General features: G+C 44.4%; 21 protein-coding genes. 20 read left to right on the top strand and 1 reads right to left on the bottom strand.

Annotation, left to right across the window (positions count from 1 at the left end):
- Position 1: 1 nt before the first annotated feature.
- The 12 genes from murD (at position 2) to mutT (ending at position 15,008) form a co-directional block, all read left to right on the top strand.
- Positions 2 to 1,327, top strand: a complete 1,326-nt coding sequence (gene murD / locus QR722_RS15500) for a UDP-N-acetylmuramoyl-L-alanine--D-glutamate ligase (protein ID WP_286283837.1) — start codon at positions 2 to 4, stop codon at positions 1,325 to 1,327.
- A complete protein-coding gene (gene ftsW, locus QR722_RS15495; RefSeq protein ID WP_286283836.1) occupies positions 1,317 to 2,615 on the top strand; it encodes a cell division protein FtsW in 1,299 nt (432 codons plus the stop codon). The genes murD and ftsW overlap by 11 nt, the downstream gene beginning before the upstream one ends.
- Positions 2,608 to 3,690, top strand: a complete 1,083-nt coding sequence (murG, locus tag QR722_RS15490; protein WP_286283835.1) for an undecaprenyldiphospho-muramoylpentapeptide beta-N-acetylglucosaminyltransferase — start codon at positions 2,608 to 2,610, stop codon at positions 3,688 to 3,690. Before ftsW ends, murG begins: the two co-directional genes overlap by 8 nt.
- The gene (murC, locus tag QR722_RS15485; protein ID WP_286283834.1) at positions 3,687 to 5,141 is read left to right on the top strand and encodes a UDP-N-acetylmuramate--L-alanine ligase; all 1,455 of its coding nucleotides are present in this window, start codon (positions 3,687 to 3,689) and stop codon (positions 5,139 to 5,141) included. Before murG ends, murC begins: the two co-directional genes overlap by 4 nt.
- Positions 5,138 to 6,085 (top strand): D-alanine--D-alanine ligase, encoded by a 948-nt coding sequence (locus QR722_RS15480; RefSeq protein ID WP_286283833.1) that lies wholly within the window; start codon positions 5,138 to 5,140, stop codon positions 6,083 to 6,085. Before murC ends, QR722_RS15480 begins: the two co-directional genes overlap by 4 nt.
- Complete coding sequence (locus tag QR722_RS15475; RefSeq protein WP_286283832.1) at positions 6,085 to 6,831, top strand: cell division protein FtsQ/DivIB; 747 nt, start codon at positions 6,085 to 6,087, stop codon at positions 6,829 to 6,831. The genes QR722_RS15480 and QR722_RS15475 overlap by 1 nt, the downstream gene beginning before the upstream one ends.
- 20 nt (positions 6,832 to 6,851) lie before the next feature.
- Positions 6,852 to 8,081, top strand: a complete 1,230-nt coding sequence (gene ftsA, locus QR722_RS15470) for a cell division protein FtsA (protein ID WP_286287701.1) — start codon at positions 6,852 to 6,854, stop codon at positions 8,079 to 8,081.
- 85 nt (positions 8,082 to 8,166) lie between these two features.
- The gene (gene ftsZ / locus QR722_RS15465; RefSeq protein ID WP_286283831.1) at positions 8,167 to 9,333 is read left to right on the top strand and encodes a cell division protein FtsZ; all 1,167 of its coding nucleotides are present in this window, start codon (positions 8,167 to 8,169) and stop codon (positions 9,331 to 9,333) included.
- 264 nt (positions 9,334 to 9,597) lie between these two features.
- Entirely contained in the window at positions 9,598 to 10,512 is a 915-nt protein-coding gene (lpxC, locus tag QR722_RS15460; RefSeq protein ID WP_286283830.1) for a UDP-3-O-acyl-N-acetylglucosamine deacetylase, read from the top strand.
- Positions 10,513 to 10,775: 263 nt separating this feature from the next.
- Positions 10,776 to 11,681 (top strand): M23 family metallopeptidase, encoded by a 906-nt coding sequence (locus tag QR722_RS15455; protein ID WP_286283829.1) that lies wholly within the window; start codon positions 10,776 to 10,778, stop codon positions 11,679 to 11,681.
- A gap of 145 nt (positions 11,682 to 11,826) precedes the next feature.
- Positions 11,827 to 14,547, top strand: coding sequence for a preprotein translocase subunit SecA (gene secA, locus QR722_RS15450; RefSeq protein WP_286283828.1), 2,721 nt, complete (start codon positions 11,827 to 11,829; stop codon positions 14,545 to 14,547).
- Between the two features lie 68 nt (positions 14,548 to 14,615).
- Positions 14,616 to 15,008, top strand: a complete 393-nt coding sequence (gene mutT, locus QR722_RS15445; protein ID WP_286283827.1) for an 8-oxo-dGTP diphosphatase MutT — start codon at positions 14,616 to 14,618, stop codon at positions 15,006 to 15,008.
- A 46-nt stretch (positions 15,009 to 15,054) separates the two neighbouring features.
- Here mutT and QR722_RS15440 read toward each other — a convergent pair whose 3' ends face one another.
- On the bottom strand, positions 15,055 to 15,720 hold the full coding sequence (locus tag QR722_RS15440) for a hypothetical protein (RefSeq protein ID WP_286283824.1): 666 nt from the start codon (positions 15,718 to 15,720) through the stop codon (positions 15,055 to 15,057).
- Between the two features lie 104 nt (positions 15,721 to 15,824).
- Between QR722_RS15440 and QR722_RS15435 the strand changes: the two genes are divergently transcribed.
- The 8 genes from QR722_RS15435 (at position 15,825) to QR722_RS15400 (ending at position 22,954) form a co-directional block, all read left to right on the top strand.
- Complete coding sequence (locus tag QR722_RS15435; protein ID WP_286283823.1) at positions 15,825 to 16,103, top strand: hypothetical protein; 279 nt, start codon at positions 15,825 to 15,827, stop codon at positions 16,101 to 16,103.
- Between the two features lie 29 nt (positions 16,104 to 16,132).
- Complete coding sequence (gene recO, locus QR722_RS15430; protein ID WP_286283822.1) at positions 16,133 to 16,855, top strand: DNA repair protein RecO; 723 nt, start codon at positions 16,133 to 16,135, stop codon at positions 16,853 to 16,855.
- Positions 16,848 to 17,579: a pyridoxine 5'-phosphate synthase gene (pdxJ, locus tag QR722_RS15425; RefSeq protein WP_286283821.1), complete on the top strand. Its 732-nt coding sequence runs from the start codon at positions 16,848 to 16,850 to the stop codon at positions 17,577 to 17,579. Before recO ends, pdxJ begins: the two co-directional genes overlap by 8 nt.
- Before the next feature lies 1 nt (position 17,580).
- On the top strand, positions 17,581 to 17,961 hold the full coding sequence (gene acpS / locus QR722_RS15420) for a holo-ACP synthase (RefSeq protein ID WP_286283820.1): 381 nt from the start codon (positions 17,581 to 17,583) through the stop codon (positions 17,959 to 17,961).
- 5 nt (positions 17,962 to 17,966) lie between these two features.
- Positions 17,967 to 19,421 (top strand): 23S rRNA (uracil(1939)-C(5))-methyltransferase RlmD, encoded by a 1,455-nt coding sequence (gene rlmD / locus QR722_RS15415; RefSeq protein ID WP_286283819.1) that lies wholly within the window; start codon positions 17,967 to 17,969, stop codon positions 19,419 to 19,421.
- Positions 19,422 to 19,446: 25 nt separating this feature from the next.
- On the top strand, positions 19,447 to 21,603 hold the full coding sequence (gene relA / locus QR722_RS15410; protein ID WP_286283818.1) for a GTP diphosphokinase: 2,157 nt from the start codon (positions 19,447 to 19,449) through the stop codon (positions 21,601 to 21,603).
- Position 21,604: 1 nt separating this feature from the next.
- Positions 21,605 to 22,411, top strand: coding sequence for a nucleoside triphosphate pyrophosphohydrolase (mazG, locus tag QR722_RS15405; protein ID WP_286283817.1), 807 nt, complete (start codon positions 21,605 to 21,607; stop codon positions 22,409 to 22,411).
- Between the two features lie 150 nt (positions 22,412 to 22,561).
- The gene (locus QR722_RS15400; protein ID WP_286283816.1) at positions 22,562 to 22,954 is read left to right on the top strand and encodes a response regulator; all 393 of its coding nucleotides are present in this window, start codon (positions 22,562 to 22,564) and stop codon (positions 22,952 to 22,954) included.
- The last annotated feature ends 101 nt before the right edge of the window (positions 22,955 to 23,055 follow it).

Raw genomic sequence — 23,055 nt, 5'->3', positions numbered from 1 at the left:
AGTGCACAAGCCTGATTTGCAAAATAAGCATGTTGTGGTAGTTGGCCTAGGGCTAACCGGACAATCATGTGTGCGTTTTTTGCAATCCCAGGGAGCGAAAGTTACTGCCATGGACACCAATCCAAATAAAGCTATGCCTGAGGATGTGACCCTATTGACCGGTGAGTTCGATCAAGGGGTATTATGTTCAGCAGATATGGTTGTGCTCAGCCCAGGCATAGACCCGCGAATTGGCGCAGTGCAAGGAGCAATTTCTGCTGGCATAGAGGTTATTGGTGATGTTGAATTATTTGCCAGATTCAATACTATCCCAGTCATTGCTATTACCGGCTCAAATGGCAAATCAACGGTAACCAGCTTAGTCGCTGAAATATTAAATTGTGCCGGTATAAAAGCATTGATGGGCGGTAATATTGGCACCCCAGTCTTAGAGCTTTTACACGCGGATGCTGAATATTTGGTACTAGAATTGTCCAGTTTTCAATTGGAGACACTGAGTTCTTTAGCACCAGTATCTGCCACTATTCTAAATGTTACCGAAGATCATCTAGATCGACACCTTACCTTGGCTAACTATTCCGATGCCAAACAACGTATTTATCACCAAGCAAAATATAAAATTGCCAATCGGGACGACAGCCAGACTTGGCCACAAGATTATCAGCCCCAGCTTAGCTTTGGCTTAACGCAAAGTGATGAGGGTTTAAGTTGGGATGCTCAAAATAACGCTATTTTACGTAATGGCTTACCCTTGATTGTGCCTGTAAAATCCACCCTCAGCGGCAGTCATAACATGCTAAACATACAAGCCGCTATCGCTTGTGTGTTGCCATTAGGTATAAAGGTGCAAGCTATTAACCTTGCCCTAGGACAATTCCGTGGGTTATCCCACAGGTTCGAATTAGTTAGTCAATTCAATCATGTTCGCTGGATCAATGATTCCAAAGCCACCAATGTTGGGGCTACTATTGCAGCAATCCAAAGCTTGGCAAATCGCTCGGCGGGGAAACTTATTCTTATCGCCGGAGGTGATGGTAAAAACGCCGATTTCACTGAGCTGCAAGGCACCTTGCTGAATGACGTGGATTTAGTTATTACTCTAGGCAAGGATGGTCGTACCATTGCAGGATTAAAGCCGGGCAGTGTGGAAGTCGCTAGCCTAGAAGAGGCGGTGGCATTCGCAGCCAAGTTAGTGGAAAAAGATGATGTAGTTTTACTTTCTCCAGCCTGTGCAAGTTTAGATATGTTTGATAACTATCAACATCGTGGTGAGGTGTTCAAGCAATCGGTGTTAGCCCTGCAAAAGGGGGGGCCTCATGAGCGCTAGCATGACTCAACAGGAAAGTTACTCACAATACACCGGCTTGCGCCGCCTTTTCGCGCAGCGCCATGATGGTGTCAGCGTAACGAAGTTGCCATTTGACGTGTATTTCATTTTGCTCAGCATCGCTTTGATGGCTATCGGTTTAGTGATTGTCACCTCGGCATCAATGCCGGTAGCCGCCCGCTTATTTGATGAACCCTTTCATTTCGCTATCCGTCATTGCATCTATCTCGGGTTATCCATAGTGGCCGCAATTGTCGTGCTACAAATTCCTATGCAATGGTGGCGGATCAGCAACCCTTGGTTATTGTTATTTAGTGTGCTGTTACTGGTATCAGTTTTATTCATCGGCCGGACGGTTAACGGTAGTACTCGTTGGTTAGTAGTCGGGCCAATCACCATACAGGTCGCTGAAGTGGCTAAGTTGTTCTTCTTCTGTTACTTAGCGGGCTACATGGTGCGTCGCTATGAAGAAGTAACTGAAAACCTTAAGGGGTTCCTCAAACCCTTGGTGGTATTTTTTGTGCTTGCGGTGTTGTTACTGTTGCAACCGGATTTGGGCACAGTGATAGTCATGTTCGCCACTACTATAGGTTTGTTATTTTTAGCAGGCGCTAAACTGTGGCAGTTCTTTGGGTTGGTGATCACTGGCCTATGCGCGATTACGGCTCTTATACTGGTCGAAGGTTACCGTATGGACAGGATGAAAGTTTTCCTCGATCCCTGGCAAGACCCATTCGGAAAAGGCTATCAGCTGACTCAATCGTTAATGGCTTTTGGACGGGGAGACTGGTTAGGTCAAGGCCTAGGTAATAGCTTGCAGAAATTGGAATATCTGCCAGAAGCTCACACAGATTTTATTGTTGCCATATTAGCTGAAGAGTTTGGCTTTATGGGTATTGCGCTGGTGTTGGCTTTATTGTTTACACTAGTTTACAAAGCCTTGAAGTTGGGTAACTTGGCCCTATCTAATGACCGCCCCTTTGACGGGTATCTCGCCTATGCAATAGGTATATGGTTTAGCTTTCAGACGGCTGTAAACGTGGGCGCCAGCGCGGGTATCTTGCCCACCAAGGGGCTGACTTTACCGTTAGTCAGTTATGGTGGTTCTAGTTTAATTATTATGACAGTCGCGGTGTCTATTCTTATTCGTATTGACTTTGAAATACGTGTGGATGGTGTACAAGCGATGAGCAAAGGCAATAAATCTAAATCCACTAAAGGCAAATCTAAAGTTAAAAAATTGCTCACTGATGTAGCCCAAGGCGATGTCGAGGTGGGCAATGAATAAGACATTGTTAGTCATGGCAGGAGGGACCGGAGGTCACGTGTTTCCAGGTATTGCGGTCGCTAAAGAGTTAGCGGCACGAGGCTGGTCTATTCACTGGTTGGGCACGGCCATGCGCATGGAAGCCGATATAGTACCTAAAGCAGGATATTCCATTAGTTTCATCGATGTTGTGGGTGTCAGGGGCAATGGTTTGTTGCGTCTGCTTAAAGCGCCGTTTCAACTTTTGCGTGCAATCGTTCAAGCTAGAAAAGTGATCCGTCAGGTTAAACCTGATGTGGTGCTAGGCATGGGCGGTTTTGCCAGTGGCCCTGGCGGTATTGCAGCTTGGATGGGCGGAATTCCTTTAGTGGTGCATGAACAAAATGCGATACCGGGCTTAACCAACAAAGTATTATCAAAAATTGCGAGTAAAGTTTTAACTGGCTTTGACAATGCGTTTGCGCAACAACCTACAACTGGCAAATTCTATTGGGTGGGGAACCCTGTCCGTGAGGATTTCGCAAAGGTTGCTGCCAAAGCCGGTTATAAAGAACAGATTAATGTCCTAGTTGTGGGCGGCTCATTAGGGGCGCAAGCTCTGAATCAGCAGGTGCCTAGGGCGCTAGCTGAATTTACTAAGATCAGTGTGCAACATCAAACTGGTAAAGGTCATGTTGAAACTGTTAAACAAGACTATCAACACCACATAGGTCAAAAATTTAATTGGCAAGTTAGTGAATTTATAGACGATATGGCAGTGGCCTATAATTGGGCAGATATCGTCATCTGCCGTGCCGGCGCATTAACGGTAGCTGAGGTGGCAATGTCCGGAGTGACAGCCATATTTGTACCTCTGCCCTATGCGGTTGATGACCATCAAACTATGAATGCTAAAGCTTTGTCAGATAATAAAGCTGGATTTTTGCTGCCACAATCACAACTCGAAAGTGGCAAATTAGAGGAATTAATGAGAGAACTACTATCCAATCCTGATGTTCGCATTGCTACTGGTATCGCGGCCCGTAAATTGGCAAAACCTGACGCGACAAAAACCGTTGCTGAAATTTGCATTGAATTGGGAGCGCAAGTGGCATGATTAAGCCTGATAAAATTCATTATCATGTACCAGAGATGCGTCGTATCAAGCAAATCCATTTTATTGGTATTGGTGGTGCAGGTATGGGTGGCATTGCCGAAGTGTTGCTCAATGAAGGGTATCGGATAACAGGCTCTGATCAACAGAATAATGCGATGACAGCTCGGTTAACGGGCAAAGGTGCACAAGTGTTTATTGGTCATCGCCACAGCAATGTGCAAGATGCCAATGTAGTCGTGGTATCCAGTGCGATTGATCACAATAATCCAGAGATCATCGCCGCCAAACGTGAGCGCATTCCAGTGATCCGTCGGGCCGAAATGCTAGCTGAATTAATGCGCTTTCGTCATGGCATTGCAGTTGCGGGTACCCATGGGAAAACCACAACAACTAGTTTGTTGGCGACCATTTTCGCCCAAGACGAATTAGATCCAACTTTTGTGATTGGCGGGCTCTTAAATAGCGCGGGTACCAACGCAAAATTAGGTAGCAGTCGTTATCTTATCGCTGAAGCAGACGAAAGTGATGCTTCATTTGTGCATTTGCAACCTATGGTCTCGATTGTGACCAATATCGAACCTGATCATATGGATACCTATGATGGTGACTTCCAGCGTATGCAAGACACCTACGTAGACTTTTTGCATAACTTACCTTTCTACGGTTTGGCCGTGGTATGCATTGATGATCCAGTTATCCAATCGCTAGTGCCACGTATCGGCCGTAAAATACTGACATACGGGCTGGGCAAAGAAGCTGATTTTAGCGCGCAAAATATTGAGTATGCGTTCAATCAAAGCAAATTTACCGTGATTCGAAAGGGACACACCGATCTAACTATCGAGCTCAACATTGCCGGTAAACACAATGTACTAAATGCTTTAGCTGCCATTGCTGTTGCCACTGACGAAGGCGTGGCAGATAAAGCTATCGTCGCTGCGCTTGCTGCGTTTGAGGGTATTGGTCGTCGCTTTGAACAATTAGGCAGCTTTGAAACCGGTGATGGATTGGTAACGCTGGTAGATGACTATGGTCACCATCCCACTGAAGTAGAGGCGACCATAGCCGTTGCACGCAACAATTGGCCAGATAGACGTATAGTGATGGCCTATCAACCTCACAGATTTACTCGTACCCGAGATTTATATGAAGATTTCGTACGGGTGCTATCTCAAGTCGATGTGTTATTGCTGTTGGAAGTCTATTCGGCAGGTGAGTCTCCAATTGAAGGAGCTGATAGCAAAGCCCTGTGTCGTTCAATTCGTCAACGGGGACAAATTGAACCTATTTACGTGGCCAATAAAGATGAGCTGCCGAGTTTGTTAGCGGAAGGGCTCAAAGATCAAGATATATTGATGACCCAAGGCGCGGGAAATATCGGTCAGATAGCAAGTTATTTACAAAGTATTAAGTTAGACAAAAACATTTTGAGCGAAAGGAGGCCTGTATGAGCGCCGCAACCCAGGTCGATGTAAAACAATTTGGCAAGGTGGCTGTTATGCTCGGTGGCGCTTCTGCGGAACGGGAAGTTTCCCTTCGTTCTGGACATGCCGTGCTGAACGCCTTGTGTGAAGCAGGTGTTGATGCCCACGCCTTCGACCCGGCCGAAAAAGCAATCACTGACTTAATCACAGAAAAATTTCAAACTGTGGTGATCATGTTACACGGTCGCGGCGGTGAAGACGGCAGCATGCAAGGGGCGTTGCAATTGTTAAAACTACCCTACACGGGTAGTGGTGTATTAGGTTCTGCTTTAGCAATGGATAAAGTCAGAACTAAACAGATTTGGCAAACCCTAGGCCTGCCCACCGCTAAATACCACATTGCAGAAAAAAGAAGCTTTGATGCGGGATCATGCAAGGTTATAATGGCAAGCTTAGGAGATATTGTTATGGTTAAGCCAGCGCAGGAAGGTTCCAGCATTGGTATAGCCAAGGTAACAAGCGCCACACAATTAGAAACGGCCATACAAGACGCGTTCAAGTATGATGATACTGTCTTGTTAGAGCAGTTCATTCATGGTCCAGAATTTACTGTGACTATTCTGAATGGCGAAGCATTGCCATCTATTCGCATGTCCACTCCTCGTACATTTTATGATTATCAAGCGAAGTATCACTCCGACTCCACGGAGTATTTCTGTCCCAGTGGTTTATCCGCCGAGGACGAAAGTATGCTAGGTAAAATGGCTTGTGAAGCCTTTCATGCAGTGTCTGGCAGTGGTTGGGGAAGAGTCGATTTTATGCAAGATAGGTCAGGAAGTTTTTACTTACTGGAGGCTAATACGGTGCCTGGTATGACCGAAAAAAGCTTGGTGCCGATGGCAGCTAAGCAAGCTGGTTTGAGTTTTTCACAACTAGCCTTAGCGATATTATGCACGGCTAAAGTTGCATAATGGAGAGTTTAGCTGACAAAACAAGCATGAGTTCTCGCTATCAGATATCGGGAATAGTGTTTTTGTCAGTAGTGATTTTATCCTTAGTCTATGCAGGCTGGTGGTTGAATCACTGGTTGGAAGATGCGCAAAAATCACCGCTACAAAGAGTGATTGTTACGGGGAATAGGGTGCATATTGGTGAGTACGTGATTGAACAGCGAATTCGTCAACAACATCCTGAGAGCTTTTTTGAATTAGATGTCAATCAAGTCCATCAGGAGATTGAGGCACTACCTTGGGTACACCAAGCGTCGGTACGCAAACGCTGGCCGAATAGTTTGAACATACATGTGATCGAAGAGATTGCCAGTGCACGGTGGAACAACGATTCATTGTTGAATCAGTATGGCGAGACATTTTTAGCGCAGTTAGATGATGAATCTTTGCCAAATTTATTCGGACCAGGTGGTAGCGAACAGACTGCACTGCGAGGGTATAGAGCGATGCAAACTCTGCTCAATGGCGCTAATTTGCGCATAGTAGAATTATATCTGAGTGAGCGTTTCGCTTGGAATTTGCGTTTGAATAATGGCGTGAAACTCAATTTAGGTCGTTCGGAGTTTGTCGACCGGTTGCAGCGCTTTGTAGATGTATATCCGCTGCTCAAACAGCAAGACAGACAGGTCGATTATGTAGATTTGCGTTACGACACGGGGTTGGCCGTGGGGTGGAAAGACGCAAATTCGAAGAAACAAGAGAGCTAGTGAAAGTGAGTAAAATAGGTATGTCTAAGGTGGCAGAAAGAAATCTAATCGTTGGCTTAGACATGGGGACCAGTAAGGTCAAAGCTGTGGTGGGTGAAGTCTTAGATAGTGGTGATATCAGTATCGTAGGCGTGGGCACATCTTCATCTAAAGGAATGGATAAGGGTGGGGTGAATGATCTGAATTTATTAGTTCAGTCTGTTCAACGTGCTGTAGATGAAATGGAACTGATGGCAGATTGCCGAGTTTCATCGGTATTTATGTCTATCTCGGGTCGGCATGTTAAATGTCAGAACGAGAGCGGTATGGTACCCATCAACAATCAAGAAGTGACAGCAGATGACGTCGACAATGTAGTGCACGCGGCTAGGTCAGTGCCTATTGCCCTAGAACGTCGTTTGCTGCATGTATTGCCACAGGAATTTACCATAGACGTACAAGAGGGAATTAAAAATCCCATTGGTATGTCCGGAGTAAGAATGGAAGCCAAAGCACATATCATTACTTGTGCTGATGACATGGCTAAAAATTTAGTTAAATGTGTTGAACGTTGTGAACTTAATGCAGACCAAATTATCTTCTCTGCACTGGCATCAAGTTATGCGGTGTTAACCGAAGACGAAAAAGAATTAGGGGTGTGTGTGGTCGATATCGGTGGTGGCACTATCGATATGGTGATTTACACCGACGGAGCGATACGTCACACCGCAGTGATCCCAGTTGCGGGTAATCAGATTACCAGTGACATTGCAAAAATATTTAGAACACCAATTAGCCATGCTGAAGATATAAAAATAAATTATGCCTGTGCTCTGCGAGACATGGTGAGCATGGAAGAAAATATAGAAGTGCCAAGTGTAGGCGGTAGACCCGCACGAGCCATGTCTCGTCACACATTGGCTGAGGTGATTGAGCCTCGTTATCAGGAATTATTTGAATTGGTCCACGAAGAGATCAAATCCAGTGGATTGGAAGAGCAAATCGCTGCCGGAATTGTATTGACCGGCGGCTCTGCAAAAATGGAAGGGGCGGTTGAATTTGCCGAGGAACTATTTCAGATGCCGGTGCGCGTAGGCGTGCCTATTGGCGTCAAAGGTCTATCTGAATACGTAGAAGATGCCACATTTGCAACCGTAATAGGTTTGTTGCAATACGGCAAAGAGTCAATGCAGTCAAAAGCGACGCAAAAAACAAGCGCTGCTGAAGGGCTTTGGCACCGTGTTCAGAGTTGGTTTAAAGGGGAGTTCTGAGAATGGATCAGTCTCAGAATCTTTAATAAAGTGAATGTTGAGTTGTGAAACTTACATTCTATCGCGCAAAAATCGGAGAAATAAAATGTTTGAATTAATGGATAGTCACAGCGAAGAAGCTGTCATAAAAGTAATCGGCGTCGGCGGCGGCGGTGGAAATGCGATTGAGCACATGGTAGCTCACAGTATTGAGGGGGTGGAGTTTATTGCGGTAAACACCGACGCTCAAGTATTGCGAAGCTCATCGGCCAATGTAACCCTACAAATTGGTTCTGGTGTAACCAAAGGTCTAGGTGCGGGGGCGAATCCAAATATCGGTCGTCAGGCAGCTGAAGAAGACCGAGAGACAATTCGTCAAAGTCTTGAGGGTGCCGACATGGTATTTATCACCGCAGGAATGGGCGGCGGTACAGGAACTGGGGCTGCACCTGAAGTAGCTAAGATAGCCAAAGAATTAGGCATTCTTACGGTTGCGGTTGTGACTAAGCCCTTTCCTTTTGAAGGCCGTAAACGAATCGAATTTGCTGAACAAGGTATTGAAGAGCTTACCAAATATGTAGATTCATTGATCACCATCCCGAATGAAAAATTACTAAAAGTAATGGGCCGTGGTACGCCTTTGTTGCAAGCCTTTAGTGCAGCGAACGATGTATTGCGCGGAGCGGTCCAAGGTATCGCTGAATTGATTACCCGTCCTGGCTTGATCAATGTGGATTTTGCGGATGTAAAAACTGTCATGTCTGAAATGGGCACGGCGATGATGGGCAGCGGCTCTGCAACGGGGGAAGATCGTGCAGAAGAAGCCTCAGAAGCAGCAATTGCGAGTCCTTTATTAGAAGATATCGACTTAACCGGCGCGCGGGGTATTTTGGTTAATATCACAGCGGGTCCTGATTTCTCCATCGATGAGTTTGAGACCGTAGGTAATGCAGTGAAGGCCTTTGCATCTGAAAATGCAACCGTCGTTGTGGGTACGGTAATTGATATGGAAATGACTGATGAACTAAGAGTGACTGTTGTTGCCACAGGAATTGGTGCGGAACGTAAACCTGATATCTCCTTAGTCAGCAGCCAGGGTTCTCGTGTTAGCGCTGAGGCCAAGCAGTTTAAACTGCAGTCGGAAGGCAGTGATCGTGTTGGCAACGCCGCCACTGATATGAATAAAATAATGGCGACAGAAGAAAAAGCTGAAGCCAAATCTGATTTGGAATATCTCGATATTCCAGCGTTTTTGCGTAAACAAGCAGATTAAAATATAAACAAAGTGAATTTATTCGTCGAAAACAGGTCTTATGCAAATACTGTAATACTTCGATGAATATCAGGCAGGAAAAGTCGCTTGCGCAGTGATATGGCCCCTTAAACCCTGAACGAATATGTTCATTGTTGGGCTTTTGTGTCAGCTGAAATACGGATTGATTTGGTTCTATGTTGCAGTTTTTTGACATTGGACCAGTTGGTCAGTATACTATGCGCCGTTTTTTCGCTTGTTAATTTAGGATAGGCAAACTGTTAGATGATTAAGCAACGCACAATAAAACATGCTGTGCAAGAAACTGGGATTGGTCTGCACAAAGGTGAAAAGGTCACCATGACTCTCCGGCCTGCGCCGGCGAATACAGGTATTGTATTTCGCCGTATAGACCTTGAGCCTCATGTAGATATCCCAGCAAAAGCAAACGCGGTTGGAGACACTGTGCTTTGTACTTGTTTGAGCAATAAAGACGGTGTGTCGATCTTTACAGTTGAGCATTTATCTTCGGCATTAGCTGGATTGGGCATAGATAATATTATTGTTGAAGTGAACAGTAATGAACTACCGATAATGGACGGCAGCGCGAGTCCGTTCATTTTCTTGCTACAATCTGCTGGAATCGAAGAGTTAAATGCAGCTAAAAAATTCATTCGAATCATCAAACCAATTCGGGTTGAAGATGGCGATAAGTGGGCGGAGTTTCGCCCCTATGATGGTTTCCGAGTCGATTTCAGAATTGATTTTGCACACCCGGTTATCAGTCAGACTCGTCAGCACCTTGTAATGGATTTTGATGCCTCTTCCTATGTTGATGAAGTTAGCCGAGCACGTACCTTTGGTTTTATGCGTGACCTAGAATATATGAACGCCAACAATCTTGCCTTAGGCGGTAGCATGGAAAATGCAGTCGCGTTAGATGAGTACAGAGTATTGAACCCTGAAGGGCTTCGTTACGATGACGAATTCTTGAAGCACAAGATCCTAGATGCTGTTGGAGATTTATACTTAGGTGGTCATAGTATTGTGGGTGAACTAAAAGCCTATAAATCTGGTCACGGTTTGAATAATAAATTACTCAATGCGATGCTTGCCGATGCATCTTGTTGGGAATTTGTTAGTTACGAATCCAACGAGGATGTGCCAATTCACTTTGCGCCAGCGTTATTAGCGAATTAAGATAATTAGAAAAAAAATGCCGCATCTAGCGGCATTTTTTGTTTATGCGTTCAATTACCTTGATAACCTTATGTTTTACAAGGTATTGTTACAGCCATAATAAAAAGTGGTTAATTGGGGGAGAAGAAACCCTGTTGTTAGCCGATAAGATTGTATAAAATTTAATCACGTAGGTTGTGTTCTGATACCATAAACAGCTATCAAGTTAGGTTAAAGAAACATAGAATGCTTGCGGATTGATAAAGTAATGAGACAATAAAACAATGAGCTTAACACTACATTACAAGGGCAAGTCAGGTGAATTTTCCTATCAAATAGGAAAACGACCTTTAGTGGTTGCCTTAGTATTGGTCGGTGGATTATTGATGTTATCGAGTCGCTCAATAAATGCACCGGATGAAACCCTTGCCCGTATCGACTTTGCTCACACCGGCTTGACCCAGCAGAAGCAAGAAGTCGCGGCCTTAAAATCCGCCACCCAAGAGCAATTGACCGGGGTGGTATTGAAATTGGCTGAAGTACAAAGTCAAATGCAGCGTGTTAATGCGCTAGGTTCCCGACTTGTGCAACAGGCAGGCTTGAACTCAGATGAGTTTAGCTTCAACGAATTACCTCCTATCGGCGGACCGCTAACAGAAATAAGCATAAATTTTGAAGGCAACAATGAGTTGCTAGGCCGCATCGATACTATGTTGCAGGAACTAGATAGCAAGACTCAGCAATTAAGTGCCCTTGAATCTATCATGATGAATCACCATATCCGTGAAGAGGCTGATTTAGCGGGGAAACCGATTGAATCAGGATGGTTGTCCTCATACTATGGTGTGCGTAAAGACCCCTTTAATGGTTTGCCGGCGATGCACAAAGGTATCGACTTTGCGGGCAAAGAAGGTGAATCAGTCATCGCTACTGGTGCAGGTTTAGTGACCTGGTCAGGTGAACGATATGGCTACGGCCAATTGGTTGAAATCGATCATGGCGACGGAATTGTGACTCGCTATGGTCACAACAAAGCTGTCAGTGTTAAGATGGGCGATGTTGTGACAAAAGGACAGCAAATTGCTTCTATGGGCAGTTCTGGCAGATCAACTGGTGTCCACGTGCATTATGAAGTGTTGCGCGACGGAAAACAGCAAGATCCATTACCTTTTGTCTACCGAACGCAATAACTAGTGTTCGACTTAGGTTATGCAAATAGTATTAACCCCATATATCAGACAATCGGCTCCACACGGAGCCGATTGTGTTATTTAAACTCTCTGCTTTGCAATGACGCAAGTAGTGTTAACACGTTAGATTGGAAGCTGTAAATCCATGTTTTCGAGTATTGTCAGAAAAATTTTTGGTAGTCGTAATGACCGCCTGTTGAAGAAACTCAACAAAAACGTTGTGCAAATTAACGAGCTAGAAGCACCGTACGAAGCATTAGATGATGATCAGCTTAAAGGCAAAACCGCAGAGTTTAAACAACGTCTGGAAAACGGTGAAACCCTTGAAGATTTGCTGATTGAAGCTTTTGCTGTGGTTAGGGAAGCGAGTAAACGCGTTTTCCAAATGCGCCACTTCGATGTGCAAATGCTCGGTGGCCAAGTGCTGCATCAAGGTAGGATTTCAGAGATGCGTACCGGTGAAGGTAAAACCCTGACCTCTACATTACCCACCTATCTGAATGCGCTGTCTGGCAAAGGGGTTCACGTTATTACTGTGAACGACTACTTAGCCAGTCGAGATGCGGCCTGGAGTACACCTTTATTCGAATTTTTGGGTTTGACAGTCGGCTGTAATGTACCTGGCATGTCCCATGTAGATAAAAAAGCCGCTTACGCTGCTGATGTGACCTACGGTACAAATAACGAATTCGGCTTTGATTACCTGCGTGACAATATGGCTTTTAGCCCGCAAGACCGGGTACAACGCAGTCTAAATTTTGCGGTAATCGATGAAGTTGACTCTATCTTAATCGATGAAGCCCGAACTCCATTGATTATATCTGGTCAAGCAGAAGACAGCTCTGAGCTGTATCGTGCTATCAACCTGATTATCCCCGAACTTATTCAGCAAGCTGATGAAGATAAAGAAGGTGATGAAGCAGGCCGTGAAGGTGAAGGTGATTTCACCATCGATGAAAAAGGTAAGCAAATCCATCTAACAGAACGTGGACAGATACACGTTGAAGAGATTTTGCAGCGTCAAGGTATTCTAGCCGAAGATGACTCCTTATTTTCAGCGACTAATATATCATTACTTCATCATGTGAATGCAGCCTTACGCGCACACAAATTATTTAGCCGAGATGTTGACTATATTGTCAAAGACGATGAAATCGTAATTGTTGATGAGCATACAGGCCGCACTATGGAAGGCCGTCGTTGGTCTGAAGGGCTGCATCAGGCAGTTGAAGCTAAAGAAGGTGTTAAAATTCAAAATGAAAACCAAACCTTAGCTTCTATTACCTTCCAGAATTACTTCCGTTTATATGAAAAATTGTCGGGAATGACAGGAACGGCAGATACCGAAGCCTTCGAGTTCAATCATATTTATGGTCTTGAAACTGTGGTTATACCGACCAATCAACCTATGATACGTAAAGACAAGGCAGATTTGATTTATCTAACTGCTGAAGAGAAATACGAAGCCATAGTTGAAGATATTAAAGAATGTGTGAAGCGCGGCCAGCCAACATTGGTGGGTACAGTTTCGATTGAAAACTCTGAATTGATATCACGGATTTTGAAAAAGGCAAAAATACCCCACAAAGTATTGAACGCCAAATTCCATGAACAAGAAGCAGATATTGTGGCCCAAGCCGGTCGTTCTGGCGCAGTTACTATAGCGACCAACATGGCGGGTCGTGGTACAGATATAGTTTTAGGCGGTAACTGGCAATCTGAAATTGATAAAATCAATGATCCTAAGCCGGAAAAAATTGAACGTATTAAGGCCCAATGGAAAGAGGATCATCAAAAAGTCCTAGATGCCGGTGGATTACATATCATTGGTACTGAGCGTCATGAATCCCGTCGTATTGATAATCAGTTGCGTGGTCGTTCTGGTCGTCAAGGTGATCCAGGTTCTTCGCGTTTCTACTTATCATTAGATGATGCCCTTATGCGGATTTTTGCCTCAGAGAAAATGGGTGCAATGATGAAACGCTTAGGTATGGAACGTGGTGAAGCCATAGAACATCCTTGGGTTACCCGAGCGATTGAAAATGCCCAACGTAAAGTTGAGGGGCGTAACTTCGACATTCGTAAGCAATTGCTTGAGTTTGACGATGTGGCTAACGATCAACGTAAAGTTATTTACGAGCAACGCAACGAGTTGTTGGACGAAGGCGATATTAGTGAAACCATCCAGGCTATTCGTGTTGATGTGGTGACTAATCTGGTCAATGAATATATTCCTCCGCAGTCGCTAGAAGAAATGTGGGATGTGAAGGGTCTTGAAGAACGTATTCAAGGGGATTTCTTACTAGAAATGCCGATTCAAAAGTGGCTTGATGAAGATGATAAACTGCATGAAGAAAAAGTCCGTCAGCGTATTTTTGAAGAAGTAAATGCGGCCTACAAATTCAAAGAAGATACCGTCGGTGTGGATGTTATGCGCCAGTTTGAAAAAGCGGTGATGCTACAAAACCTAGATAGTGCTTGGAAAGAGCATCTAGCGGCGATGGATCATCTGCGTCAAGGTATTCACTTACGTGGCTATGCTCAGAAAAACCCCAAGCAAGAATATAAGCGTGAGTCTTTCCAGCTGTTTTCTGAGATGTTGGAAAGCTTAAAAGTAGAAGTAATCAATATTCTCAGCAAGGTAAAAGTAAAGGCAGAGTCGGATGTTGAAGCGGTTGAAGAGCAACGTCGCCAAGCCGATGATATGCCAAAAAACTATGAGCATGAGTCGCCTGAACAGTCTACCCAGGATGCGCAGGATCAGCCGTCAACCTCAGTAAGGGAAGGTCCCAAAGTGGGCCGTAACGATCCCTGTCCTTGCGGATCAGGCAAAAAATATAAACAGTGTCACGGCAAGCTTAACTAAGTTTACCGGCTGATATATCAGGGACATCGTGATAATAAACGCTGTCCCTTTTTTATGTGGATAGATAAATGAAAGTAGTTGATGTTGCCGTCGGGGTGATCCGCCAAGATAACAAGATTTTTGTCAGTAAGCGGGCAGAGGATGTCCATCAGGGGGGCTTGTGGGAATTTCCTGGTGGAAAAGTCGAGGCGGGTGAGTCCGTGGAAAGCGCAATGTGTCGCGAGCTGTACGAAGAGGTCGGTATAGAAGTAACTAAGCAATCACCCTTTATGTTGCTTGAGCACGATTATGGTGACAAACATGTGCGCTTACATATTCATATGATTGAGCAATTTAAAGGACGGGCACATGGCAAAGAAGGGCAGCTTACACAATGGATTGCCATCGATAAACTTGTGGATTTAAACTTTCCAGCTGCCAACCAAGCCATTATCGACAAGTTACAGAGTCAAACTAAATAACTCCGATAGGCGGCTTTTAATCGGCTAAGAACGTTTTTGGCGGTACTTAGTTGGTGTTTTCCGTAGCCTTTAAGATGCGTTTTCTCATTTTGATGGCGAAACTCTCGGTCTTTATTACTTTACCCAGTTCAGTGTTAATGGAACGAATTAATATCAGCAATTCGCGATATTTTTTTGCTTCGCTTTGCAATAATTGGTCAATTTGTCCTAACTTACTCAAGCAACATTGCTTTACGTCGAGATTATATTGTTGACCTAAAAAGTCGACCAGCTGACCGCTATCGCTCCCTCTAGCACTGTAAGGCTGATTCTTGGCTTCTTCGATCTGCTTGCGTAATTCAATGGTACGCTTCAACACACTAAGAAGCAGGCTTTGACCTATACTGACCAATTGCGGCGAAAGGCTTTGATAATAGTCCTCTAGTTGCTGTAATTTATCATCTTGATGGTTAGTGATATTATTTTTCTGATAAATGCGTTTTGCCTCAGACATTGCATGTTTTGCTATAATCAGAGAGTCCAAGTTTTCAGCTATATTAGCTCGAATACTCGGGGTTAGAATGCGGTTGGCTTTAGCTATGGGGATTTGTGCTTCTTTTATCGCGGTTTCGCGGAACAACATAGAATCGGTTTTTATCGGTTGGTTGTCGCAACCATTAATTCCTATGATGAGTAACAAAACAATACTCGTTTTCCCTATCCAGCTAAACATTAAAACCCTCTTATTTTCCATCGTTATGATAACTTTATGGGTAAATTGCCAATTTTGTCTGGCTAAATGTTATCATGCAAAAGAGCATTAAGGTAAAGGTAAAAATGGCTAAATCCAATATATCAAAGCTGCTGGAAAAGCACGATAATCTTATTCATTCAGAGTCAATGAAAGTGGTCTCCCATGTTCAGCGACAAGATGAAGGATGGATGATGAACACTATCCTGATTGAAGGATACGAGGTGCCGTTTAAATTCCGTCGTAAAAAAGTGTATAAAAACTTAAATGGCAGTGTGGTCAATTTGACCTATTATCCGATTACTGAGACGGTTGCAGGTATGGAATTCGAAGCAATGAAAGTAGTCCGAATTAAGGTTGCTTAGCGATTTGTATTTAATCCATAAAGGTATCCATGCAGCTTCTATACAGTGGTGTAGTGTTACACCATAGACCTTATCGCGAGACCAGCTTGATTGTTGACTTCTTAACCAAAGAGAGCGGTCGCGTGTCGGCTGTTTGCCGTGGTGTGCGTGGCGCAAAGAGCGCTAAAAGTGGCGAAAAAAAGAGTTTACTGCAACCATTCCAGCCACTATTGTTGGGTTTATCCGGTCGCCACGAGCTTAAGAACCTAACTCAGTTAGATAGTGACGGTAGAGCATTCAATTTAGATGGCCCTGCACTTTTCTCGGCACTATACTTAAATGAATTACTTAATCGCATGTTACCCAAAGAAGTGACCTATCCAGAAATTTATGATCTTTATCTGGCAAGTTTGCTTAGACTTTCAAAATTAGAAAATATTGAAGCGGTCTTACGAGAGTTTGAAATCAGCGCATTGCACCATCTGGGCTATGGTTTTGATTGGCTAGCCGATTGGCAAACCAACCAAGCATTGGTCCCCGATGCTTATTATGCTTTCGTCAATGAATACGGTTTCCAAGGATTGCCTTATGCAGAAGGTCATGGCAATTGCTTTTTAGGAACAACCCTCCAAGATATCAATAATTTTAACTGGAATAGCCAAAGCCTAGCGGCAGCTAAACGAATCACAAGAATGGCTTTTAGACCGATTTTAGGGGACAAGCCATTAAAAAGCAGAGAGCTTTTTCAAAAATTGGAGAAACAAGGTGAGTGAATTATTTCTAGGTGTCAATATCGACCATATTGCCACTTTACGTAACGCTAGAGGAACCCAATATCCAGATCCCGTTCATGCTGCTGATATCGCAGAAAGAGCCGGTGCAGATGGAATAACAGTCCATTTGCGCGAAGACCGCAGACATATTAAAGATCGGGATGTGCGCTTACTCAGAGAAACCATCAATACTCGCTTGAATCTGGAAATGGCGGTCACCGAAGAGATGTTGATGATCGCCATTGAAACCAAACCTGAATTCTGTTGCTTGGTACCCGAAAAGCGCGAAGAACTTACCACCGAAGGTGGGTTGGACGTGGTCGGTAATCTTGACCGTATTCGCACCGCTTGCGCTCGTTTAGCCGCCGCCGATATCTTGGTTTCACTATTTATTGATGCCGAACAGCAGCAGATTGATGCAGCAATAGAAGCTGGAGCGCCCTATATCGAAATACATACGGGTCAATATGCTGAAGCACGCACAGAACAACAACAGCATGCAGAATTAGAGAAGTTGCGTGAAGGTATTGCCTATGCACATTCCAAAGGGCTAAAAGTCAATGCAGGTCATGGATTGCATTATCACAACGTTAAACCTATAGCCGCAATTCAGGGCCTTGTAGAGCTCAATATTGGTCACGCTATTATCGCCAGAGCGGCTTTTGATGGTTTACATACCGCTGTGGCAGATATGAAACGACTTATGACCGAGGCGCGAGGTTAGTTTGGCCATTGTTGGATTAGGCACAGATATAGTCGAGATCGCGCGACTGGAGCAGCAATTGGCCAAATCAGACCGCTTGGCTGTAAGGATCTTGACCGAGTATGAGATGGAAATATTTGAGCAACACTCCTATCCAGTCCGTTATCTAGCCAAACGATTTGCTGCCAAAGAAGCTGCCGTGAAAGCCTTGGGAACGGGAATTGGACACGGGATCAGTTGGCAACATATAGAAGTTCAAAACTTGGATAAAGGCCAGCCAGTTCTATCGCTTAGTGGCTACTTTGCTGAGCTTTGCGAGCAACGGGGTATCAACAGCGTGCACGTGTCGATTTCTGATGAACAGCATTATGCGGTCGCGACGGTTTTACTGGAGCAAAAGTAATAGTTATGGTGAATATATTTAAACCCCAGCGCAAGCCTCAGGGCAAGGCTGTTGGTGCCAATAACGTAGGCAGCAAGAAAGTTGTAAAAATTGCAAAGTTAGATCAACACGGTCAAGGCATTAGTGCAGATCATCAACCTATTATGTTTGTTGATGGAGTCTTGCCAAATGAAACAGTAGAAGTTGTTATCACTGAGCATAAAGCGCGGATGCTGCGAGCGAAAGTGTTGAATGTGCTTGAAGCTAGTCCTTATCGCCAGGTTCCTTTTTGTCAGCACTTTTCCCAGTGTGGTGGCTGCCAAACTCAGTTTTGTGCCAGCGATGCTATGTTAAACTTCAAGCAGCAAGCCATTGAGCAACAAATTCTACACACCCCAATCGGTACCGGGAACAAATCAAATAAGCCGGCCAAAAGAGGACTTGTTAAGTCGCGAAAGCAATCACTGTCTGCGGCAAATTCATCTCGAACAATAGCAGATAAAATGACAAACCTGCCTTGGGTGAATCAAATTCAGGGCGATGTTCAGCAATATCGCCGTAAAACACGTCTGGCCATTGACGCTCGAAATCCACAAGACATCCGTATCGGTTACCGCGGTAAAGCGGATAACAAAGTGTTTTCACTGCAAGAGTGCCCAGTGCTGGTAGCAGACTTGCAAAAGCTGATTGAGCCGATCAAAGCAGCGATACAAAGTTTGCAAAGTCCAGCTAAGATTGCTCATATTGCCATGCTAAAAGGTGATCGAGGAATTCAAGTTAACTTACGACAGGTAAAGCCGTTATCATCCAACGACCATACTATACTGACTAAGTTAGCCCAGAGATTAGACATCCAGATTGTTTTGGAAGGTAGTGAACAACATCAGCAGCCATTGAATGGGGAGCATAGTGGCGTGCAGTTTTCCCCTGTCGTTGGTGTGCTTTTAGAAGCACAGATGGATGACTTCATTCAAGTCAACCAGCAGATAAATGGCCAAATGATCGTTCAGGCCATTGATTGGCTGCAATTGAGCCAAGACGATACTGTCCTAGACCTATTTTGCGGTATAGGCAATTTTAGTTTGCCTATGGCCCAACGGTGTAAGCAAGTGATTGGTGTGGAAGGCGTGGCCAAAATGGTGCAACGTGCAAAGCACAATGCACTATCCAATCACATTGAGAATTGCCGTTTCGAACAAGCCGATTTGGCCCAAACCGCATTTTTTCAGACTAAGCCGGCAGTATCTTATCAAAAAGTGTTACTTGACCCTGCCCGCGAAGGCGCTTTGGAAGCGGTCTCTCAGTTAGCGAAACGCTCTTTGTCGCACATTGTTTATGTATCTTGTAATCCAGCTACATTTGCCCGAGACGCAGCAAAATTACTCGAAGGGAATTATCGGATTGAAAAAATCAGTCTGATGGATATGTTTCCACAAACCGCTCATACTGAATTGATGGCACTATTTGTGCCTGATTCTTAATTGTTAATAGCAAACGGACCTGAATATGGTTTCAATTCGAACAGTGCACCAACCTCAACGTCCACCCTTCGACGAGTGGTTGGATAGCTTGAGCCTTTCGGATAGCACCAAGCAAAAATTGCGCAATACGGCCAAATCTCCAGAAACCTTGTTGATTGGGCAAGAAATGGTGGAAATTCTGTCGGAATTGAACATGGATGATGAGACGCTCCAAGCTTCATTAGTCTACCCATATTGCGAAATGCATGAGTTAAACGACGAACAAATCGAACAAGAGTTTGGGGCAGGTATTCAGCGCCTAATTAGCGGCGTGCGCCGTATCGACGCGATTAAGTCCTTACACACTCGGGCTGGGAAACGCGCCGATGAAAGCCAGATAGATAATATTCGTCGTATGTTATTGGCCATGGTCGAAGATGTTCGTACCGTGCTGATTAAACTGGCTGAACGTATCTGTACGCTACAAAGAATCAAGCGCGAAGATGAAGAATTGCGGGTGATGGTGGCCCGTGAGTGTGCCAATATTTATGCGCCTTTGGCGAATCGTTTAGGCATCGGTCAGTTGAAATGGGAGCTGGAAGATTTATCCTTTCGCTATCTGCATCCTACAACCTACAAACAAATCGCCCAACTACTTGATGAGCGCCGTGCCGATCGTGAGCAGTACATCGCTGATTTTGTGACTAACTTGCAAAAAGAGTTAGATGATGCCGGGATAAAAGCTCAAGTACAGGGACGACCCAAACACATTTATAGCATCTGGAAAAAGATGCAGAAAAAGAACCTAACCTTCGAACAATTATTTGATATCCGTGCGGTGCGAATTATCGCTGAGCGATTACAAGATTGCTACAGTGCCTTGGGTATAGTTCATTCGATGTTTAAACATATTCCCAACGAATTTGACGACTATATTGCCACGCCAAAACCCAATGGATACCAATCTATCCACAGTGTAGTAGTTGGCCCTCAAGGCCGCTCGATCGAAATCCAAATTCGTACCCATCAAATGCATCAAGATGCTGAGTTAGGGGTGGCAGCGCATTGGAAATATAAGGAAGGAGTCAGTACTGAACGCTCTTCTTATGAAGAAAAAATTAATTGGTTACGTAAAATACTCTTGTGGCAAGAAGAAGTGGCTGAGTCAGGCGATATCGTAGAAGAGTTGCGCAGCCAAGTATTTGATGATCGCGTATATGTATTCACTCCCAAAGGTGACGTTGTTGATTTACCGCTTGGCTCAACGCCGCTCGATTTTGCTTATTATATCCATAGTAATGTGGGTCATCGCTGCATCGGGGCCAAAATTGGCGGGCGCATCGTACCGTTCACCTATCAGCTAGAAACCGGTGATCAAGTGGAAGTATTGACCGGTAAAAATCCGAATCCGAGTCGTGACTGGATGCACCCAGGGTTAGGCTATGTTCATTCTTCTCGCGCCAGAGCCAAAATCCATACCTGGTTCAAAAAGCAAGATAAAGAGAAAAATCAACAGGCTGGCAAGGAATTACTGGAACGAGAGCTCAGCAAGGTAGGGTTAGCGTTGAAACAGGTAACCAAAGCCTGTGAGCGATTTAACGTTAACCAAGTTGAAGATTTATACGCCGCCGTTGGCGGTGGCGATATCAGGATCATGCAAGTAGTCAACTACCTACATCAGCTTGATGCTCCGCCTCCAACTATTGACCCTAGGGTAAAAACGACCAAGGCCAAGCCCCGCAAAGGAAATAAGGATAGTATTGTGGTTGAAGGGGTAGGCAACTTGATGAGCCAGATCGCAAAATGTTGTCAGCCATTGCCAGGGGATCCCATCCAAGGTTATATCACTATGGGCCGGGGGGTTAGCGTGCATAGAGCAAGTTGCGAGCAATTGAGTCATTTGCTCGATCAACACCCCGAACGGGAAATAGATGTTAATTGGGCCAGTGAAGTGGCTGGCAGTTTTCAAACTGAATTGGATGTTTATACCGCCGATAGAGACGGGATCCTGCGTGATATTACGACCATACTGGCCAACGAAAAAGTTGCCTTGCTGGGCGTCAATAGTATCAGTGACACTAGTGATCATACGGCTAAGATTAAGCTTTCACTGGAAATGAAAGACCTAAATACCCTTTCTCGTACTACCGCTAAATTATTACAGATAAAGGGTGTGTCTGATGTGAAGCGGTTGGATCGTTAATATGCAGCCTAACAACAACTTTATTCAAACAGAGCGGTTACTCTGGGTTATGGAACAACTGCGTGATCCCGAGACAGGCTGCCCATGGGATTTGCAGCAGACCTTTTCATCTATAGTGCCGCACACCATCGAAGAGGCCTACGAGGTAGCGGATGCTATCGAAAATGGTAATATGCACGAGGTGAAAGATGAACTTGGTGATCTGTTGTTTCAAATTGTGTTTTATGCACAATTGGGTAAGGAGCAGCAGCATTTTGATTTTGAAGCCATAGCACAAACCGTTGCGGATAAACTGATTCGCCGTCACCCACACGTTTTTGCTCAACAATCCAAGGTGAGTGTAGAGCAGGTCGCGCAAAATTGGGATGCCATCAAGCAGCAAGAACGAGCGGCAGCGGGCAAAAAAGTTGATGATAGTATCCTCGCCAACTTGACCCAGGGCATGGCACCGCTGATCAAAGCGCAAAAACTGCAAAAACAATGTGCAAAAGTGGGTTTCGATTGGCCTGAAATCTCCCCTGTGATTGACAAAATTCATGAAGAAATTGACGAAGTGATGGAAGAGGTTAATCAACACGTTCATGATCCTAATCGTATTGAAGAGGAAGTCGGCGATTTACTTTTTGCAGTAGTGAATTTTGCCCGCCACGCGGGCGTGGACGCAGAAACGGCTTTGCGTAAAGCCAATGTAAAGTTCGAAAGCCGTTTTCGCAAAATAGAGCAAGCCTTTGCTAATTCAACAATTACGTTGAATGACGCTTCTCTTGAACAAATGGAAAGTGAATGGCAAAAGCTTAAAAATAATTAGTCTAAACAGTGGCACTCGACCACAATTCTATCCGCTATCAGCACAAACGATAGCGTTATACTTTAGTCTTGTAATACATTGTTTCAGTTGCGTTCCCCCTTGTTTTACAACAGTATAGTTGCCTTCCTATATCATCGTTAAGATTATAAAATGTCAAAATACCATGGGTTAATAATTGATGACGACCCTATTAGTCTAGAACTGCTACTCAATGTAGTGACGGATATGGACAGTATAAGTTGCACTACCTTTGCAAATGGGGTTGACGCTTACACCTACCTTCAAAATATAAAATCTACCGAAATTGATGTTGTAATCTGTGATTGGAAAATGCCCCTGATTAATGGTCTGGAGTTATACACTCATTTTCGCAAGCTTTTCAAAGAAATACCTTTTTTGCTGGTTACCTCTGAAATAAACTCAGAGGTGCTGGAGTATGCTAAAAACGTTGGTATCGATGATGTAGTGGCAAAGCCTTTCAAAAGCAGCAATTTACAGCAGCGCATTCGACGTTTATTAGAATATTCAGCGTCGAAAGCCTAATCGCATCAAGCCATGCTTAACTCGTGTGGTGTATTAGCTGAGGTGGTTAAAAAAGCCAGACCCGTGTTATCAGCGCTGCTAAGGCATAGAGCTACACAGGT

This window comes from Aliiglaciecola sp. LCG003, assembly GCF_030316135.1.
Taxonomy (GTDB): domain Bacteria; phylum Pseudomonadota; class Gammaproteobacteria; order Enterobacterales; family Alteromonadaceae; genus Aliiglaciecola.
The sequence above is the reverse complement of the archived record's forward strand: the minus strand, read 5'-3'. Positions and strand labels throughout refer to the sequence as shown.